General features: G+C 43.9%; 14 protein-coding genes, 11 tRNA genes and 3 rRNA genes. 25 read left to right on the plus strand and 3 right to left on the minus strand.

Translation table 11 applies throughout. The features are described 5' to 3' along the window. Positions 1 to 3 precede the first annotated feature (3 nt). On the minus strand, positions 4 to 1,293 hold the full coding sequence (locus tag ATG70_RS20615; protein ID WP_098446324.1) for a glutamate-1-semialdehyde 2,1-aminomutase: 1,290 nt from the start codon (positions 1,291 to 1,293) through the stop codon (positions 4 to 6). Between the two features lie 152 nt (positions 1,294 to 1,445). Here ATG70_RS20615 and ATG70_RS20620 point away from each other — a divergent pair, with 152 nt between their 5' ends. From ATG70_RS20620 to ATG70_RS20630, 3 genes are read left to right on the plus strand one after another with little or no spacing between them, the layout of a single operon-like run. Next, positions 1,446 to 2,459 (plus strand): ABC transporter ATP-binding protein, encoded by a 1,014-nt coding sequence (locus ATG70_RS20620; protein ID WP_098446325.1) that lies wholly within the window; start codon positions 1,446 to 1,448, stop codon positions 2,457 to 2,459. Then, entirely contained in the window at positions 2,452 to 3,243 is a 792-nt protein-coding gene (locus ATG70_RS20625; protein ID WP_098446326.1) for an ABC transporter permease, read from the plus strand. The genes ATG70_RS20620 and ATG70_RS20625 overlap by 8 nt, the downstream gene beginning before the upstream one ends. 3 nt (positions 3,244 to 3,246) lie before the next feature. Next, complete coding sequence (locus ATG70_RS20630) at positions 3,247 to 4,032, plus strand: ABC transporter permease (protein WP_098446327.1); 786 nt, start codon at positions 3,247 to 3,249, stop codon at positions 4,030 to 4,032. Positions 4,033 to 4,072: 40 nt separating this feature from the next. Here the strand turns inward: ATG70_RS20630 and ATG70_RS20635 are convergent, their stop codons facing one another. Next, positions 4,073 to 4,618, minus strand: a complete 546-nt coding sequence (locus ATG70_RS20635) for an RNA polymerase sigma factor (RefSeq protein ID WP_098446328.1) — start codon at positions 4,616 to 4,618, stop codon at positions 4,073 to 4,075. Between the two features lie 169 nt (positions 4,619 to 4,787). Between ATG70_RS20635 and ATG70_RS20640 the strand changes: the two genes are divergently transcribed. The 7 genes from ATG70_RS20640 to perR all read left to right on the plus strand — a co-directional run bounded on the left by ATG70_RS20640 (position 4,788) and on the right by perR (position 9,500). Then, the gene (locus tag ATG70_RS20640) at positions 4,788 to 5,594 is read left to right on the plus strand and encodes a DUF4397 domain-containing protein (RefSeq protein ID WP_098446330.1); all 807 of its coding nucleotides are present in this window, start codon (positions 4,788 to 4,790) and stop codon (positions 5,592 to 5,594) included. A gap of 24 nt (positions 5,595 to 5,618) precedes the next feature. Next, complete coding sequence (locus ATG70_RS20645; protein WP_098446331.1) at positions 5,619 to 6,251, plus strand: class F sortase; 633 nt, start codon at positions 5,619 to 5,621, stop codon at positions 6,249 to 6,251. A 52-nt stretch (positions 6,252 to 6,303) separates the two neighbouring features. Next, the gene (locus ATG70_RS20650) at positions 6,304 to 6,735 is read left to right on the plus strand and encodes an ion channel (RefSeq protein WP_098446333.1); all 432 of its coding nucleotides are present in this window, start codon (positions 6,304 to 6,306) and stop codon (positions 6,733 to 6,735) included. 53 nt (positions 6,736 to 6,788) lie between these two features. Continuing rightward, on the plus strand, positions 6,789 to 7,259 hold the full coding sequence (gene bcp, locus ATG70_RS20655) for a thioredoxin-dependent thiol peroxidase (RefSeq protein WP_098446334.1): 471 nt from the start codon (positions 6,789 to 6,791) through the stop codon (positions 7,257 to 7,259). 191 nt (positions 7,260 to 7,450) lie between these two features. After that, positions 7,451 to 8,401 (plus strand): D-2-hydroxyacid dehydrogenase, encoded by a 951-nt coding sequence (locus tag ATG70_RS20660; protein ID WP_098446630.1) that lies wholly within the window; start codon positions 7,451 to 7,453, stop codon positions 8,399 to 8,401. Between the two features lie 2 nt (positions 8,402 to 8,403). Next, complete coding sequence (locus ATG70_RS20665) at positions 8,404 to 8,958, plus strand: cob(I)yrinic acid a,c-diamide adenosyltransferase (RefSeq protein WP_098446336.1); 555 nt, start codon at positions 8,404 to 8,406, stop codon at positions 8,956 to 8,958. Between the two features lie 107 nt (positions 8,959 to 9,065). Next, positions 9,066 to 9,500, plus strand: a complete 435-nt coding sequence (gene perR, locus ATG70_RS20670) for a peroxide-responsive transcriptional repressor PerR (RefSeq protein ID WP_098446337.1) — start codon at positions 9,066 to 9,068, stop codon at positions 9,498 to 9,500. A gap of 39 nt (positions 9,501 to 9,539) precedes the next feature. Here perR and ATG70_RS20675 read toward each other — a convergent pair whose 3' ends face one another. Next, a complete protein-coding gene (locus ATG70_RS20675) occupies positions 9,540 to 9,905 on the minus strand; it encodes a YgzB family protein (RefSeq protein WP_098446339.1) in 366 nt (121 codons plus the stop codon). Positions 9,906 to 10,173: 268 nt separating this feature from the next. Here ATG70_RS20675 and ATG70_RS20680 point away from each other — a divergent pair, with 268 nt between their 5' ends. The 15 genes from ATG70_RS20680 to ATG70_RS20750 all read left to right on the plus strand — a co-directional run bounded on the left by ATG70_RS20680 (position 10,174) and on the right by ATG70_RS20750 (position 17,635). Next, positions 10,174 to 11,043 carry a nucleotidyltransferase-like protein gene (locus ATG70_RS20680; RefSeq protein WP_098446341.1) on the plus strand — a complete coding sequence of 290 codons (870 nt, stop codon included), beginning with the start codon at positions 10,174 to 10,176 and terminating at the stop codon, positions 11,041 to 11,043. A gap of 270 nt (positions 11,044 to 11,313) precedes the next feature. Continuing rightward, positions 11,314 to 12,866, plus strand: a 16S ribosomal RNA gene (locus ATG70_RS20685). A gap of 302 nt (positions 12,867 to 13,168) precedes the next feature. Next, positions 13,169 to 16,098, plus strand: a 23S ribosomal RNA gene (locus ATG70_RS20690). A gap of 159 nt (positions 16,099 to 16,257) precedes the next feature. Beyond that, positions 16,258 to 16,374: ribosomal RNA gene (gene rrf / locus ATG70_RS20695) — 5S ribosomal RNA — on the plus strand. The 16S, 23S and 5S rRNA genes sit together here with 11 tRNA genes alongside, the layout of an rRNA operon. Before the next feature lie 9 nt (positions 16,375 to 16,383). After that, a tRNA-Asn gene (locus tag ATG70_RS20700) sits at positions 16,384 to 16,458 on the plus strand. A 1-nt stretch (position 16,459) separates the two neighbouring features. Then, a tRNA-Ser gene (locus ATG70_RS20705) sits at positions 16,460 to 16,551 on the plus strand. A gap of 24 nt (positions 16,552 to 16,575) precedes the next feature. Next, positions 16,576 to 16,650: transfer RNA gene (locus ATG70_RS20710), tRNA-Glu, on the plus strand. A gap of 22 nt (positions 16,651 to 16,672) precedes the next feature. Beyond that, a tRNA-Val gene (locus ATG70_RS20715) sits at positions 16,673 to 16,748 on the plus strand. Positions 16,749 to 16,756: 8 nt separating this feature from the next. Continuing rightward, positions 16,757 to 16,832, plus strand: a tRNA-Asp gene (locus ATG70_RS20720). Positions 16,833 to 16,990: 158 nt separating this feature from the next. After that, positions 16,991 to 17,067, plus strand: a tRNA-Met gene (locus ATG70_RS20725). A gap of 84 nt (positions 17,068 to 17,151) precedes the next feature. After that, positions 17,152 to 17,227, plus strand: a tRNA-Phe gene (locus ATG70_RS20730). 4 nt (positions 17,228 to 17,231) lie between these two features. Next, positions 17,232 to 17,307 (plus strand) — tRNA-Thr (locus ATG70_RS20735). A 70-nt stretch (positions 17,308 to 17,377) separates the two neighbouring features. Next, a tRNA-Tyr gene (locus ATG70_RS20740) sits at positions 17,378 to 17,462 on the plus strand. Between the two features lie 7 nt (positions 17,463 to 17,469). Next, positions 17,470 to 17,543: transfer RNA gene (locus ATG70_RS20745), tRNA-Trp, on the plus strand. Between the two features lie 16 nt (positions 17,544 to 17,559). After that, a tRNA-His gene (locus tag ATG70_RS20750) sits at positions 17,560 to 17,635 on the plus strand. Positions 17,636 to 17,639: the final 4 nt, after the last annotated feature.

Genomic DNA, 17,639 nt, shown 5'->3' on the forward strand with positions numbered 1-17,639 from the left:
CCATTAAGCCATCTGTTGGAAGACGCGTTTTACTGCTTCAAGCGTTTCCTCAATGTCTTCTTCAGTATGTTCTGTTGTTAGAAACCAAGCTTCGTATTTAGAAGGGGCAAGATTAATTCCTTCCTGAAGCATGAGTTTAAAGAATCGGGCAAATCTCTCTCCATCAGAATCCTCAGCCTGTTTGTAATTCATTACTTTCTTGTTATTAAAGTAGACGGTAAGAGCCCCTTTGAGACGATTAATTGTAATCTGAATCCCGGCTTCCTTTGCGTGTTGAAGGATGCCTGATTCAAGTCGTTCTCCAAGTTTGTCTAAGTGGTTATATACCCCTTCTTCTTGGAGGACTTCAAGACACGCAATACCTGCTGAGATCGAAGCAGGATTTCCGGCCATTGTACCAGCTTGATAAGCTGGTCCTAGAGGAGCAACGTGTTCCATAATTTCGCGCTTACCGCCGTATGCGCCAATCGGGAGACCTCCTCCAATAATCTTTCCGAGTGCTGTCATATCTGGCTCAACACCAAGTAAGTTCTGGGCACCGCCGTACATAAAGCGGAACGCCGTGATCACTTCATCGTAGATTACGAGAGCACCGTGTTGGTGAGTGATTTCATTGACCTGTTCAAGAAAACCTTCTTCAGGCTCAACGATGCCAAAGTTACCAACAATCGGTTCAACGAGAACACCCGCTACTTCATCTCCCCATTTTTCCATTGCTTCTTTATAAGCCTCAATGTCGTTAAATGGTACCGTGATCACCTCTCTGGCAATGCTTTTTGGAACGCCAGCAGAATCGGGACTTCCTAGAGTAGCAGGGCCAGAACCAGCAGCAACTAGGACAAGATCTGAGTGTCCATGATAGCAACCAGCAAATTTCACAATTTTGTTGCGACCGGTATAGGCCCTTGCAACACGAATCGTTGTCATAACCGCTTCGGTACCGGAGTTTACAAACCGAACGCGTTCAAGAGAAGGAATGGCTTCCTGAAGCATTGAACCAAAACGATTCTCTAGAACGGTCGGTGTCCCATATAAAACGCCATTTTCCGCTGCAGTTGTGATGGCTTTCGTAATATGTGGATGTGCATGGCCAGTAATAATAGGACCGTAAGCTGCAAGGTAGTCTATGTATTTGTTACCATCAACGTCCCAGAAATAAGGCCCCTTTGCTTTTTCCATGAAGATGGGAGTGCCTCCGCCAACGCCTTTATAGGATCGAGATGGACTGTTCACACCACCTAGCATAATATCAAGTGATTCTTTATGGTGTTGTTCTGATTTCGTGAAATTCATGTTAACCTCCTAGTCTTACTTGTTCATCACTATCCATTGTAGCATGAGTAGAGCGGAACAAAACACTATTCCCACTTGCACTTAAGCGCAATGATTGTTTAATAGGAGTGGCTCTTGTAAACTAAGTTGGTGTGTAAAAAGGAGGATAACGAATGGAAAAGGTTATTGATGTGCAGTCGTTGCGTAAGGATTTTAAATCTCATTCAAGCCGCTCAGGATTAAAAGGAGCGTTTCGAGATCTGTTTACGCGTAATTATAAAGTGATTTCTGCTGTAAAAGATATATCGTTTACTGTTAACGAAGGGGAAATGGTAGGTTATATCGGAGAAAATGGTGCTGGAAAGTCAACAAGCATTAAAATGCTAACTGGCATTTTAACACCAACTTCTGGGACTGTTCGGGTGAATGGAATGGATCCTCATAAAGAACGTGAAAAATTTGTTCGTTCCATTGGTGTTGTGTTTGGTCAACGTTCTCAATTGTGGTGGGATATTGCTGTACAAGAATCGTTTCGTTTGCTTAAGAAAGTCTATAACGTGCCGGATGATGTGTATAACGAACATATGAATCACGTCATTGAATCGCTTGATATTGGACCATTGCTTGATAAGCCTGTAAGAAAGTTATCGCTAGGACAACGTATGCGATGTGAGCTAGCAGCAGCGCTTCTTCATAATCCAAAGCTTTTGTTTCTTGATGAACCAACTATTGGTCTTGATGTCCTTGTAAAGTTAAAGATTCGTAATTTCTTAAAGGAGATTAACGAGAAGTACAAGACCACGATTTTACTTACTACCCATGATCTTACGGATATTGAAGCGTTATGTGATCGTGTTGTGATGCTGGATGAAGGACAGATTATCTATGATGGGAAACTTGCTAAGCTCCGTTCTAACTGGGGAGAAGGAAAGCAGATTGAATTTCAGTTTGGTGAACAGGTTAGTGGTGAACAACTCCAACCTTTATTGAAAGAACTCGAAGCAGAATGGACAAAAGGTGACCGAGATAACGTATGGATTGCGAATGTGATTAACGAAGAGCACGTGATTTCTGAAGTGATTGGTCGAGTTGTGGCAGCAAATCGAATTACGGATATTAAAATTCATGAAATTTCGACGGAAGAGATTATTCGAAATATCTATGAAGAAGGTATGCTAAATGGGTAAGTATCTCGAAATGATTCGAGTTCGTTTTTTAATGATGCTTGCCTATCGAACGAACTATTATAGCGGAATTTTAATTTATAGCATTAATATCGGAGCGTACTACTTTTTGTGGAATGCCATTTATGGTGGAAAAGGAGAAATTGAAGGACTATCCGTGATTCAGATGACAACCTATGTTGCGGTTGCCTGGATGGCAAGAGCTTTTTATTTTAATAACATTGATCGAGAAATTGCTCAGGAGATTAAAGAAGGTAAGGTAGCAATAGAATTTATTCGTCCCTATCACTATTTATTAATGAAGACGATGCAGGGACTAGGGGAAGGGATTTTTAGATTAAGCTTCTTCTCAATTCCAGGTATGATTATCGTTAGCCTTATTTTCCCGATTGAATTTTCAGCTGCATTTTCGACGTGGATGTTCTTTATGGTTGCAATTATTCTAAGTTTTATTGTTAATACTCAAATTAATCTACTGACAGGTGTTATGACCTTTTTCTTCTTTAACAACGATGGACTGATTCGAGCAAAACGCGTTGTAATCGATTTGTTCTCGGGATTATTACTTCCAATCAGTTTCTATCCGGGATGGGCTCAGAATGTCATGGACTTTCTTCCGTTCCAGGCTATTAGCTATATTCCAAGTATGATTTTTACAGAAGGTTTTACTGGGAGTGCGGTTTGGGAGGCGATTCTTTTCCAGCTAGTCTGGGCGGTTATCTTGATTCTTCCAATTCAAGCGCTATGGGTCATTGCCAAAAAACGCTTGATTGTGCAGGGAGGGTAATAGATGAAGCATACGAGTGTTTTCTTTCTATATGTAGCGCAGTATATGAAAACAAGATTAACCTATCGTGTTGATATGCTGATGGAGATTATGTCTGATTTATTGTTTCAAGCAGTCAATCTCATTTTTATATTGGTAGTATTCGGACATACAAATATGTTGAGCGGCTGGTCGAAGGATGAAATTATTTTTATTTATGGCTTTTTTCTCGTTCCATTTGCCATTTTTGGCGCCTTCTTTAATATTTGGGATTTCAATGAAAGGTATATTGTTAAAGGGGAGATGGATCGAATCTTAACAAGACCTGTGCATAGTTTGTTTCAAATTATTTTAGAACGGATGGAGCTTGAATCATTGTTTGGGGTACTAACTGGTATCGCTGTTATGATATATGCAGGAAATCGTCTTGATCTAAGCCTATCCTGGTATGATCCTATTGTTTTTCTTTTCATGGTTCTAGGCGGAGCTTTTGTCTACGCAGGGATCTTTATTTTGCTGGCCAGTATCAGTTTTTGGTCAGATAGTAGAACAAGCATTATGCCAATGATGTATAATATCGGAAACTATGGTAGATATCCAGTTGATATCTACAATAAAGTCATTCGCTTTGTGTTAACGTGGATCTTACCTTTTGCTTTTGTTGGTGTTTATCCATCTGCTTATTTCTTGGGTCGTGAAGAATGGTACGGTTATGCTTTTCTTACCCCAGTGATGGGCGCTGTCTTTTTTGGATTTGCGATCTTTATGTGGAATATTGGCGTCACGAAATATAGGGGCGCAGGTAACTAAAAAGTCCAGAGGGATATCCCTCTGGACTTTTTGTTTATGATTAAACAGGTTCTAATAATGATGAATCGATCTTTTCTTTTAATTTTTTCATGCCAAGCCTAACGCGACTTTTCACTGTTCCAAGAGGAATTTTCTTTTTGGAAGCTACTTCTGCTTGACTATATCCTTCTAAATAGATGAGCTTAAGAATTTCCTTTTGTTCCGTATTCAAAGAATTTAAGGCTCCGTTAATCATATCTTTGTTTCCAAAGTCATCTTGAATATAAAGTTCTTTATTGACCAAATGGTGATCTTCAACAACTGTTTCTTTAAAATTGCGCTGTTCTTTCTTAATCCGGTCAATAGCTCGGTTTCGTGTGATCTGGTTTACCCATGAGGAAAGCTTTCCTTTATCAGGCTCAAATTGGCTTCTCTTATTCCAAACTTCTAGATAAACATCCTGAACGATTTCTTCGGCAATTTGCTGGTCATTGACTATGCGACGGGCGATGCGTAAAAGCGTCTGATGGTTTTCAATACAAAAGACTTTAAAATGATCCTCGTTTTCACTATCCCAGTAAGCAATCGCATAATTGCCTTTACTCATTAGTTTGTTCCTCCTCCGAGCTTTGCTAGTAGCTCTATTCCCTTGAATTCGAAATAAAAACAATAAAAGTGTAAAAAAAGTGATCCAAATGCAAAGATTTTGTCGTATTAACAAGTGAACAAAGGTTATACAAAAGTATAACAAAAATTAAATAAGGGGAGTGGATGGAATGCTTAGGAAGTTTATGGCAGCTGCGGTTGCAATGGTTATGATGTTCGGAATTATCGGAGGAACAGCGTTTGCGGATAATCACGAAGCGATGGTACGTGTGATTCATGCTTCTCCAGATGCACCTGCAGTTGATGTGTATGTGGATGGTGAAGCAGTAGTAGAAGGTGCTGAATATAAGCAGGCAACAGATTACATGGCACTACCAGCCGGAGACCATGAAATTGAAGTATTCCCAGCCGGAGAGAATGGAGAAGGCGATCCAGTAATCAGTCAGTCCGTGACAATTGAAGAAGGAATGAAGTATTCTGCTGCAGCTGTCGGTAAACTTGATAGCATTTCGCTTTGGGCACTGAATGATGATATGGAAGCTTCTGAAGGTAAAGCTAAAGTAAGAGTGGTACATGCTTCTCCAGATGCACCTAATGTAGATGTAGCAGTTAAAGATGGGGATGTACTTTTCTCCGATGTTGCATTTAAATCGACGTCTGATTATGCAGAAGTTGATCCAATGACAGTAGACCTTGAAGTTCGACCAGCAGGATCTGAAGATGTTGTTCTTGAAATCCCTGGTGTTGAGTTGAAAGAGGGATATGTTTACTCGGTATATGCTATTGGTCTTGTAGAAGGTGATCCAACTCTTGAAGCTTGGCCAATGGTTGATGCGACAAACATGCCTTCAGAAATGCCGCAAACTGGTATGGGTGGTACAGCGGATCAGTCGAACACAGTTGCATGGGCACTTCTAGGTGGAGCGATTTTAGCTGCAGGAACTGGAATCTATCTTCGTAAGAAGCAAACAGCTTAAATCAAGGTAGAAGGAGGAGCAGTGATGCCGTTTAAAAGGCTATTAATGATTATGATATTTTTAGGAGCGGTGGGCTGTTCTTCTTCTTCTGATCAAATAGCTGGAAAGAAAGAAGTTTCTTCTAATGAAGAAGTTCAACTGATCTCTGCTCCAGAGATAACGGCATCTTCTAGCTCTGAGAGTGAAGAATCTGAAGAGCGTATTATAGAAGGGATCGTTCCTGATCAATTATCCATCCCGGCAATAAATGTAGATGCTAACGTGGAACATGTAGGCCAATTACCGGATGGGCAAATGGATGTGCCAAGAGACGATCGTAACGTGGGATGGTATGAGCCTGGAGCGAAACCTGGTGAAAGAGGAAATGCCGTTCTTGCAGGTCACGTTGATAACAAAACTGGTCCATCGGTGTTCTTTCACCTTGGAGATTTAGAAGCTGGAGATCTCGTTACAGTTACGGATGAACATGGATTGGCGTATGATTTTGAGGTGCATGCTGTTGAGTCTTATCCTAGAAATAATGCGCCACTCGAGAAAGTATTTGGAACAAGTTCTAAATCAAGCCTCAATTTAATTACTTGTACAGGGACATTTGATCGAGATGCAGGAACCCACGAGGAGCGGATGGTTGTCTACACGACACTTGTTTCAGAATAGTTCGTCCTAAATTCAACGAACACCTCATAAACCTATTATGAGGTGTTTACTAATGCTCTTATTGATTACTTGTGCTATTATTCTTGCCCTTATTAGTGTGGGGAGAAGTATGGTCGCTCTCATGAAAAGAACGAGAGTACCTGGAAGTCTTCTCTCTGTGTATAAGATGTTTCTGCTATTTCTTGTTTATTTAACGATGATTATCGCTTTTGGAAGTATGTATTTAAGTCTAATCATACTTGATATCCCTGTTCTTCAAGAAGGACAAGTGGATCTAGCGGACATGACATTAACGCCGCTTACAAGAGTTCAATCTGTCCTTTATTTCAGTGCGGTCACGCTTCTATCTGTTGGCTATGGAGATCTTACACCAATTGGAATAGGAAGATGGATTGCGATTATTGAAGCATTAATTGGCTACTTAATGCCGGCTGCTTTTTTTGTCACTACAATTGTCGATTATCGAGAAAGCTCGAAGTTGTAAGTTAACATGAATTTCGTTACGCTTAACTTAAGATGATTAAAGGAGGCGTAACAATGAGTATTGAAGTTGGCGAAAAAGCTCCAGATTTTAAATTAGAAGCAAGCACGGGGGAGACTGTGTCTCTTTCCGACTACAAAGGAAAAAATGTTGTGCTTTATTTTTACCCTAAAGATATGACACCTGGATGTACGACGGAGGCATGTGATTTTCGGGATCACATTGAAGGATTTGAAGAACTAGATACAGTAATTTTGGGAGTCAGTCCTGATCCTGTCGAAAAACATAAGAAATTTATTGATAAATATGATCTTCCGTTTCTTCTACTTGCGGATGAGGATCATTCTGCTGCAGAGTCATATGATGTATGGCAGTTGAAGAAAAACTTTGGTAAAGAATACATGGGCATTGTCCGCTCTACTTTTGTTATTGATAAAGAAGGAACACTTGTCAAAGAGTGGCGCAAGGTCCGTGTGAAAGATCATGTAGAGTCCGCCTTAAGCTATATTAAAGAAAACTTATCTTAAACGTTTGTCTACAGGGCACTTGGCTATACTCCTTAGATTTTTGTACATAGAGTATAGTAGATCATATCTTCTAGTTGAGGGCGCTTTTCGCGCTCTTTTTTTTGGCCTTAGAAGAAAGAGCTTATCCTTCAATGCCAGCGCCAATTTCAGCTATAATAATAGATAAAAAACTTATGAAAGTGGTGAAAAAAATGAAGGTATTATCAACTGGTAAACTTAAAACAACAATTAAAGATCACTTAAAAGAAAACTATCCAGAGCTCACATTTCAGTTCTTTTCATCAATGGCAGAAGCCGAACCGTATCTTTCCGAAGCGGAAGTTCTTCTTACATATGGGGAAGACTTGAACGATACTCTTATTCAGAAAGCTACCCAACTTAAATGGATAATGGTACTTTCAGCAGGACTAGAACGTATGCCACTACAAGCGATTAAAGAGAAAAAGATTCTTCTTACAAATGCGAGAGGTATCCATTGTATACCTATGGCTGAATATACCCTTTCCGTCATGCTTCAAGTCGCTAGAGACACGAAAGTAGTTTTCGCAAATGAATCATCGAAGATTTGGAAGAAGAAAACCCCGATACGTGAAATCACTGGTAGCACAATCGGAATTATTGGAACTGGTGCTATCGGCAGTGAGATTGCAAGGGTAGCTAAAGCCTTTCGAATAAAAACGCTTGGCGTCAATCGATCAGGTCATAGAGTAGAGCACTTTGATGAAATTTATAAAAATGATGACCTTTTAACAATGCTTCCAAAATGTGACTTCGTTATTAGTGTGCTACCTAGTACGAATGAAACAATGAATTATTTTAAGAAAGAGCAATTTTTAACAATGAAAGACTCAGGTGTATTTATTAATATTGGTAGAGGAGATACTGTAAAGGAACAGGATCTTATGGATGCATTACATGAAAATCATCTAGCCCATGCCGTGCTGGATGTGTTTAAAAACGAACCACTTGATCCGTCTCATCCTTTTTGGGAAATGGAGAATGTAACCGTTACGCCGCATCATTCTGCTATATCTGACAACTACCAACCTAGAGCAATTGAAATTTTTGAACATAACTTATTGCAATACCAAAATAGAATGAACGATTTTAAGAATGTCATTGATCCAGATAGGGGGTATTAAATTTGAAGATTTATACGAAGACAGGCGATAAAGGGGAAACATCTCTCGTTTATGGACAGCGAGTATTAAAAAGCGATATTCGGGTTGAAGCTTATGGAACATGTGATGAGGCGAATTCTCAAATTGGACTTGCCTTAAGTTATCTTGGTGCGACTCACTTTGAGGGAAAAGAAGAGTGGGAGTCTATTTTTCATAAAGTACAAACATGGCTTTTCCATGTTGGCGCTGAGCTTGCAACCCCAAAAGGAAAAAAAGTAGGATGGACAATTGAAGAAGCGCATATTAATGAAATGGAAAAGCAAATCGACGCCTGGGAGCAGCAACTTGAACCTTTGCGTAACTTTATTTTGCCAGGTGGGCACTCAGCGGGAGCATGCTTAAATGTTGCGCGCACTATTGTTAGGCGTGCCGAGCGTCTGACGACTATGGTTGAAGAGACGAATCCACTTGTTCTTTCATTTTTGAATCGTCTGTCTGATTTCTTATTCGTTGCGGCACGTTTCATTAACTATCATATGGGAGAAAATGAGTCAGTGCTTCATCAAGATCAGAAGTAAGAACCCTTCATAGACGTGCTGTTATTGACAAAACCCTCTTTTACCATGTACACTAATTATAAACATTACAAAGTAAGAATGCTTGTTGAAAGCGAGGTGCATGACGAATGGCTGAAGAGAAACTGCATGAAGCAATTGATGCAATGAAAAATTCAGGAGTGCGTATTACCCCGCAGCGTCATGCCATTCTGGAGCATTTAATCCAGTCCATGTCACATCCTACAGCAGATGAAATATATAAGTCTCTTGAAGGAAAATTTCCTAATATGAGTGTAGCAACTGTTTATAATAACCTGAGAGTATTTAAGGAAATTGGACTGGTGAAAGAATTAACGTACGGAGATGCTTCCAGCCGGTTTGATTGTGTCACAACAGATCATTATCATATTATTTGTGATGATTGTGGTAAGATTGTAGACTTTCATTATCCGGGATTGGACGAAGTAGAAACGCTTGCGGAACAGGTAACGGGCTTCCGAGTCGGCGATCACAGAATGGAGATTTACGGAAAGTGTCCAGATTGCCAAAAAAGCAAACATTAATAAAAAAGAGCTTCCGCTTATGTAGCGGAGGCTCTTTTTTCACTGCGTTCTTTTTTGTGCTCTCTTTACATTATATTTCTCATCAAACTCTTTACCATCCAAGTCAGGGTCCATAGTTAAAGGCTGCTTGCAATGCATACAGGCATCTACACGTCCGAGAACTTTCGTTGGTTTTTCACAATTTGGACAGACTACCTGTATCGCTCTTGTTGAGAGCATACCGATCCAAAAATAAACAACAGCACTTGCGATTGTTGCAAGAAATCCAATGAGCATGAAGATGGTCATAAGCAAGACGGAAGTCTTGAAGAATATTCCTATATACATAATCGCAATTCCAATAAAAACGAGACTCAGCGCGAACGTACGAATTTTATTAATCTTATTAGTATACTTTAATTGCATTGCGTGTCCCTCCTGCACCCAATTATAGCATAAGCAAAAGGTGTAAGCACTTTCCTTATCAGGCAAACTGATTAAAGTTATTTCTTCGTAGCGTAATGTTTCTATAGAAGAAACTAGTAGTTTTCTTATTGAAACTTCAAATTCAGGGATTGCTTAATTTTCGACAGGATTTATAATATGGACTGTTGAATACTTAAGATAATACTGAAAAGAGAAAAATGATTTTTGTAATGAAACAAAAGTATAAGTAGTTCTGGAGGATCGAATAATGGAAAATCTTTTAAGGCCGATTTATCAAGAGAGAGCGAGTCACCCAGGAACGCTCGGTGTACTAGTGATTGAAAAAACAAAGCCTTTTCATCCGCTTACTGATAATTTTGATGTAGTATTACTAATCATTGTTCAAGATAATGAGAAACCATGGTTCGTTAAACATTATGATTTTGAAGGTAAGAAAGCAGCTATGCACGTAGTGTCGGAAGAGCAAGTTAATGAATGGTTGATTTCGGGTAGTCATCGACGTCTTGTAGCTTGGCTTGTTAATGGGAAAATTATTTTCGATCGTAACGAGTACATAGCTGGGGTGAAAGAGAGAATCAGAGACTTTCCTTATGAAGAGCGCACTCGTAAAATCGGCGTGGAATTTGCAAGGTTAATTCGTCGCTATACAGAAGGAAAAGAATTGTTTGCATCGAGGCAATATATGGACGCCTATAATTTTATTCTTCATGCTTTGCATCACCTTGCTCGTTTATCAGTTATTGAGCATGGATTCCATCCAGAGATTACGGTATGGAATCAGGTGAAACATATTGAACCTGAAATTTTCAAGCTTTATACTGAGCTCTTATCGGGGGAAGATCCGCTTGATAAGCGCCTGGAATTACTGCTGCTTGCTAATGATTTTTCATTATCATCAAAATCAAAAAACGCGACTGTTCATATTAGGAAGGTTATGAATGAGCGTAGTAATGCCTGGACTTATCAGGAACTAATGGAAGAAGAGCAGCTTAAAGAATATGGAATAGATCTTGGTGCCCTGCTAGAATATATGATTGAAAAAGGTTTGGTTGAAGTGCATAGAAGCGAGACAAAAGGATCTGGTATATTTATTAGAGAATACAGCGCAATCGAATAAATGTAATACGCGGAGAAAAAATATCAAGAAAAGGGTTGACCCTATTTTTTCTCCGTGGTATATTATTACTTGTCGCCGCGAAAGATTAACACGGCAACAAAAAAACTTCAAAAAAGTTGTTGACGCCAACCGAGTTAATGTGTTACATTAATAAAGTCGCTGAAAACGACATTGAAAGAAACAAATTGCTCTTTGAAAACTGAACGAAACGCCATGTAAGTAGTTGTTTCTACGGAAACAAAAATTGTTTTAAAAGCTAGATTAAGCTTTCTATCGGAGAGTTTGATCCTGGCTCAGGACGAACGCTGGCGGCGTGCCTAATACATGCAAGTCGAGCGAAGAGATGGGAGCTTGCTCCCTGATCTTAGCGGCGGACGGGTGAGTAACACGTGGGCAACCTGCCCTGCAGACTGGGATAACTCCGGGAAACCGGAGCTAATACCGGGTAATACATCGCACCGCATGGTGCAATGTTGAAAGTTGGCTTTCTGAGCTAACACTGCAGGATGGGCCCGCGGCGCATTAGCTAGTTGGTAAGGTAATGGCTTACCAAGGCGACGATGCGTAGCCGACCTGAGAGGGTGATCGGCCACACTGGGACTGAGACACGGCCCAGACTCCTACGGGAGGCAGCAGTAGGGAATCTTCCGCAATGGACGAAAGTCTGACGGAGCAACGCCGCGTGAGTGACGAAGGCCTTCGGGTCGTAAAGCTCTGTTGTTAGGGAAGAACAAGTACCGTTCGAATAGGGCGGTACCTTGACGGTACCTAACCAGAAAGCCACGGCTAACTACGTGCCAGCAGCCGCGGTAATACGTAGGTGGCAAGCGTTGTCCGGAATTATTGGGCGTAAAGCGCGCGCAGGCGGTCTTTTAAGTCTGATGTGAAAGCCCACGGCTCAACCGTGGAGGGTCATTGGAAACTGGAGGACTTGAGTGCAGAAGAGGAGAGTGGAATTCCACGTGTAGCGGTGAAATGCGTAGATATGTGGAGGAACACCAGTGGCGAAGGCGGCTCTCTGGTCTGTAACTGACGCTGAGGCGCGAAAGCGTGGGGAGCAAACAGGATTAGATACCCTGGTAGTCCACGCCGTAAACGATGAGTGCTAGGTGTTGGGGGGTTCCACCCTCAGTGCTGAAGTTAACACATTAAGCACTCCGCCTGGGGAGTACGACCGCAAGGTTGAAACTCAAAGGAATTGACGGGGGCCCGCACAAGCAGTGGAGCATGTGGTTTAATTCGAAGCAACGCGAAGAACCTTACCAGGTCTTGACATCCTCTGACAATCCTGGAGACAGGACGTTCCCCTTCGGGGGACAGAGTGACAGGTGGTGCATGGTTGTCGTCAGCTCGTGTCGTGAGATGTTGGGTTAAGTCCCGCAACGAGCGCAACCCTTGATCTTAGTTGCCAGCATTTAGTTGGGCACTCTAAGGTGACTGCCGGTGACAAACCGGAGGAAGGTGGGGATGACGTCAAATCATCATGCCCCTTATGACCTGGGCTACACACGTGCTACAATGGACGGTACAAAGGGCAGCAACACCGCGAGGTGAAGCAAATCCCATAAAGCCGTTCTCAGTTCGGATTGCAGGCTGCAACTCGCCTGCATGAAGCCGGAATTGCTAGTAATCGCGGATCAGCATGCCGCGGTGAATACGTTCCCGGGCCTTGTACACACCGCCCGTCACACCACGAGAGTTTGTAACACCCGAAGTCGGTGGGGTAACCTTTATGGAGCCAGCCGCCGAAGGTGGGACAAATGATTGGGGTGAAGTCGTAACAAGGTAGCCGTATCGGAAGGTGCGGCTGGATCACCTCCTTTCTATGGAGAATTACGAAGGTAACTTACGTTACCAACCTTACATGAGCGTTTCGTTTAGTTTTGAAAGAATGATTACTTCTTTCAAAACGTGGCTTATATGATGAAACAGATGTGCACCTGCGTCTTCGAGTAACGCTAACGATGTTGGCTTCCTCGGTGCAAGGCAGCATAGAAGTGGATTCAAGTAGTAGCCTTGTTCCTTGAAAACTAGATAGCATAAACAACGACATCCAATAATTATTTTTTATGCAAGAACTTAGTAATAACTGATGCGTTATGGCAGTGATGCCTAACAAATCGAAGGTTAAGCTACTAAGGGCGCACGGTGGATGCCTTGGCACTAGAAGCCTAAGAAGGACGGGACGAACACCGATATGCTTCGGGGAGCTGTAAGTACGCTTTGATCCGGAGATTTCCGAATGGGGGAACCCACCATCTTTAATAGGATGGTATCCATTTCTGAATACATAGGGAATGGAAGGCAGACCCGGGGAACTGAAACATCTCATTACCCGGAGGAAGAGAAAGCAAATGCGATTTCCTGAGTAGCGGCGAGCGAAACGGAATCAGCCCAAACCAGAGGGCTTGCCCTCTGGGGTTGTAGGACGTCTCTTTGGAGTTACAAAGGCACGGATAGACGAAGCGACCTGGAAAGGTCCATCACAGAAGGTAACAATCCTGTAGTCAAAATCCGCTGCCCTCCGAGACGGATCCTGAGTACGGCGGGACACGTGAAACCCCGTCGGAATCTGGGAGGACCATCTCCCAAGGCTAAATACTCTCTAGTGACCGATAGTGAACCAGTACCGTGAGGGAAAGGTGAAAAGCACCCCGGAAGGGGAGTGAAAGAGAACCTGAAACCGTGTGCCTACAACTAGTTGGAGCCCGTTAATGGGTGACAGCGTGCCTTTTGTAGAATGAACCGGCGAGTTACGATCCCGTGCAAGGTTAAGCTGATAAGGCGGAGCCGCAGCGAAAGCGAGTCTGAATAGGGCGAAATAGTACGTGGTCGTAGACCCGAAACCAGGTGATCTACCCATGTCCAGGGTGAAGTTCAGGTAACACTGAATGGAGGCCCGAACCCACGCATGTTGAAAAATGCGGGGATGAGGTGTGGGTAGCGGTGAAATGCCAATCGAACCTGGAGATAGCTGGTTCTCTCCGAAATAGCTTTAGGGCTAGCCTCGCGGCAAGAATCTTGGAGGTAGAGCACTGATTGGACTAGGGGTCCTTACCGGATTACCGAATCCAGTCAAACTCCGAATGCCAACGATTTATCCGCGGGAGTCAGACTGCGAGTGATAAGATCCGTAGTCGAGAGGGAAACAGCCCAGACCACCAGCTAAGGTCCCAAAGTATACGTTAAGTGGAAAAGGATGTGGCGTTGCTTAGACAACCAGGATGTTGGCTTAGAAGCAGCCATCATTTAAAGAGTGCGTAATAGCTCACTGGTCGAGTGACGCTGCGCCGAAAATGTACCGGGGCTAAACGTATCACCGAAGCTGTGGATTGTCTTACGACAATGGTAGGAGAGCGTTCTAAGGGCTGTGAAGTCAGACCGAAAGGACTGGTGGAGCGCTTAGAAGTGAGAATGCCGGTATGAGTAGCGAAAGACAAGTGAGAATCTTGTCCGTCGAAAGCCCAAGGTTTCCTGAGGAAGGCTCGTCCGCTCAGGGTTAGTCGGGACCTAAGCCGAGGCCGAAAGGCGTAGGCGATGGATAACAGGTTGATATTCCTGTACCACCTCCTTTCCGTTTGAACGACGGGGGGACGCAGAAAGATAGGGAGAGCGCGCTGCTGGAAATGCGCGTCCAAGCGATTAGGCTGGTGAATAGGTAAATCCGTTCACCGTGAAGGCTGAGTCGTGATGGCGAGGGAAATTTAGTACCGAAGTCCTTGATTCTACGCTGCCAAGAAAAGCCTCTAGTGAGGAAAGAGGTGCCCGTACCGCAAACCGACACAGGTAGGCGAGGAGAGAATCCTAAGACGATCGGGAGAACTCTCGTTAAGGAACTCGGCAAAATGACCCCGTAACTTCGGGAGAAGGGGTGCTTCCTCGGGTTAATAGCCCAGGGGAGCCGCAGTGAAAAGATCCAAGCGACTGTTTAGCAAAAACACAGGTCTCTGCAAAGCCGTAAGGCGAAGTATAGGGGCTGACACCTGCCCGGTGCTGGAAGGTTAAGAGGAGGGGTTATCCCTTACGGGAGAAGCTCTGAATCGAAGCCCCAGTAAACGGCGGCCGTAACTATAACGGTCCTAAGGTAGCGAAATTCCTTGTCGGGTAAGTTCCGACCCGCACGAAAGGTGCAACGACTTGGATACTGTCTCAACGAGAGACCCGGTGAAATTATAGTACCTGTGAAGATGCAGGTTACCCGCGACAGGACGGAAAGACCCCATGGAGCTTTACTGTAGCCTGATATTGGATTTTGGTACAGCTTGTACAGGATAGGTAGGAGCCATAGAAGTCGGACCGCCAGGTTCGATGGAGGCGTCGGTGGGATACTACCCTGGCTGTACTGACATTCTAACCCAGCACCGTGATCCGGTGCGGAGACAGTGTCAGGTGGGCAGTTTGACTGGGGCGGTCGCCTCCTAAAGTGTAACGGAGGCGCCCAAAGGTTCCCTCAGAATGGTTGGAAATCATTCGCAGAGTGTAAAGGCACAAGGGAGCTTGACTGCGAGACCTACAAGTCGAGCAGGGACGAAAGTCGGGCTTAGTGATCCGGTGGTTCCGCATGGAAGGGCCATCGCTCAACGGATAAAAGCTACCCTGGGGATAACAGGCTTATCTCCCCCAAGAGTCCACATCGACGGGGAGGTTTGGCACCTCGATGTCGGCTCATCGCATCCTGGGGCTGAAGTAGGTCCCAAGGGTTGGGCTGTTCGCCCATTAAAGCGGTACGCGAGCTGGGTTCAGAACGTCGTGAGACAGTTCGGTCCCTATCCGTCGCGGGCGCAGGAAATTTGAGAGGAGCTGTCCTTAGTACGAGAGGACCGGGATGGACACACCGCTGGTGTACCAGTTGTTCCGCCAGGAGCATAGCTGGGTAGCTACGTGTGGAAGGGATAAGTGCTGAAAGCATCTAAGCATGAAGCCCCCCTCGAGATGAGATTTCCCACAGCATTAAGCTGGTAAGATCCCTTAGAGATGATGAGGTAGATAGGTTCGGGGTGGAAGCGTGGCAACACGTGGAGCTGACGAATACTAATCGATCGAGGGCTTAACCTAAAACAAAAGTGATGTGAGCATGTCTCACTAAACTTGATATTATTGGAATACGTTGTGCGTGCTATCTAGTTTTCAAGGAATAAAATTTTTCTTGAAAAATATGATGAAATATAGTATGATATATTTTGTCGCTGGCAAATCACAAAATGTGAAAATTAGTCTGGTAATGATGGCGAAGAGGTCACACCCGTTCCCATGCCGAACACGGAAGTTAAGCTCTTCAGCGCCGATGGTAGTTGGGGGATCTCCCCCTGCAAGAGTAGGACGTTGCCAGACTGATATTATTCCACAGTAGCTCAGTGGTAGAGCTATCGGCTGTTAACCGATCGGTCGTAGGTTCGAATCCTACCTGTGGAGCCATGGAGAGCTGTCCGAGTGGCCGAAGGAGCACGATTGGAAATCGTGTAGACGGTCAACGCCGTCTCGAGGGTTCGAATCCCTCGCTCTCCGCCACTAGCCTACATAAATAGCAACAAAGGCCCGTTGGTCAAGCGGTTAAGACACCGCCCTTTCACGGCGGTAACACGGGTTCGAATCCCGTACGGGTCACCAATATATATCATTTCTACTTTGTGGAGGATTAGCTCAGCTGGGAGAGCATCTGCCTTACAAGCAGAGGGTCGGCGGTTCGAGCCCGTCATCCTCCACCATTCTCTAAGGTCCCGTGGTGTAGCGGTTAACATGCCTGCCTGTCACGCAGGAGATCGCGAGTTCGATTCTCGTCGGGACCGCCATTTATATTTTAATATTATCGCGGGGTGGAGCAACAAGCGATACTTCCTTGAAACAGCATCGAGTTGTTTCGACGGATACGCTTCGGAGCATAACCTTGTAGAGAAAGAAACAGTGCACAGCGTAATGAGCAGGTGCAGCATCATTTCATTCACATTATCGCGGGGTGGAGCAGTTCGGTAGCTCGTTGGGCTCATAACCCAAAGGTCGCAGGTTCAAATCCTGCCCCCGCAACCAATTAATTTTTTCTACGTCGGGTATTCATCGTTCCTAAAATTAGAATGTAGTCCTATTAAGGGCAACAATTAAATTTTTAAAAATGGCTCTGTAGCTCAGTCGGTAGAGCAGTGGACTGAAAATCCACGTGTCGGCGGTTCGATTCCGTCCGGAGCCACCATGTTGCCGGTCTAGCTCAATTGGTAGAGCAACTGACTTGTAATCAGTAGGTTGGGGGTTCAAGTCCTCTGGCCGGCACCATTTTCTCGAAATGAGATCAATTCCCATTGCACTTTCATAAGATATGTATTACAATGGTAATTGTCAATTTGGAGGGGTAGCGAAGTGGCTAAACGCGGCGGACTGTAAATCCGCTCCCTCAGGGTTCGGCGGTTCGAATCCGTCCCCCTCCACCATTTTTATAGGGGTATAGTTTAAAGGTAGAACAGAGGTCTCCAAAACCTCCGGTGTGGGTTCGAGTCCTACTACCCCTGCCAATTTAATTCTTTTATGGCGGTTGTGGCGAAGTGGTTAACGCACCGGATTGTGATTCCGGCATTCGTGGGTTCAATTCCCATCAGCCGCCCCATTTT

This window comes from Bacillus sp. es.036, assembly GCF_002563635.1.
Taxonomy (GTDB): domain Bacteria; phylum Bacillota; class Bacilli; order Bacillales; family Guptibacillaceae; genus Guptibacillus.

Bases quoted from the DNA above. Each gene is read 5' to 3' on its own strand.
- ATG70_RS20615 (WP_098446324.1), bottom strand. From the start codon at position 1,293: ATGAATTTCACGAAATCAGAACAACACCATAAAGAATCACTTGATATT.
- ATG70_RS20620 (WP_098446325.1), top strand. From the start codon at position 1,446: ATGGAAAAGGTTATTGATGTGCAGTCGTTGCGTAAGGATTTTAAATCT.
- ATG70_RS20625 (WP_098446326.1), top strand. From the start codon at position 2,452: ATGGGTAAGTATCTCGAAATGATTCGAGTTCGTTTTTTAATGATGCTT.
- ATG70_RS20630 (WP_098446327.1), top strand. From the start codon at position 3,247: ATGAAGCATACGAGTGTTTTCTTTCTATATGTAGCGCAGTATATGAAA.
- ATG70_RS20635 (WP_098446328.1), bottom strand. From the start codon at position 4,618: ATGAGTAAAGGCAATTATGCGATTGCTTACTGGGATAGTGAAAACGAG.
- ATG70_RS20640 (WP_098446330.1), top strand. From the start codon at position 4,788: ATGCTTAGGAAGTTTATGGCAGCTGCGGTTGCAATGGTTATGATGTTC.
- ATG70_RS20645 (WP_098446331.1), top strand. From the start codon at position 5,619: ATGCCGTTTAAAAGGCTATTAATGATTATGATATTTTTAGGAGCGGTG.
- ATG70_RS20650 (WP_098446333.1), top strand. From the start codon at position 6,304: ATGCTCTTATTGATTACTTGTGCTATTATTCTTGCCCTTATTAGTGTG.
- bcp (WP_098446334.1), top strand. From the start codon at position 6,789: ATGAGTATTGAAGTTGGCGAAAAAGCTCCAGATTTTAAATTAGAAGCA.
- ATG70_RS20660 (WP_098446630.1), top strand. From the start codon at position 7,451: ATGAAGGTATTATCAACTGGTAAACTTAAAACAACAATTAAAGATCAC.
- perR (WP_098446337.1), top strand. From the start codon at position 9,066: ATGGCTGAAGAGAAACTGCATGAAGCAATTGATGCAATGAAAAATTCA.
- ATG70_RS20675 (WP_098446339.1), bottom strand. From the start codon at position 9,905: ATGCAATTAAAGTATACTAATAAGATTAATAAAATTCGTACGTTCGCG.
- ATG70_RS20680 (WP_098446341.1), top strand. From the start codon at position 10,174: ATGGAAAATCTTTTAAGGCCGATTTATCAAGAGAGAGCGAGTCACCCA.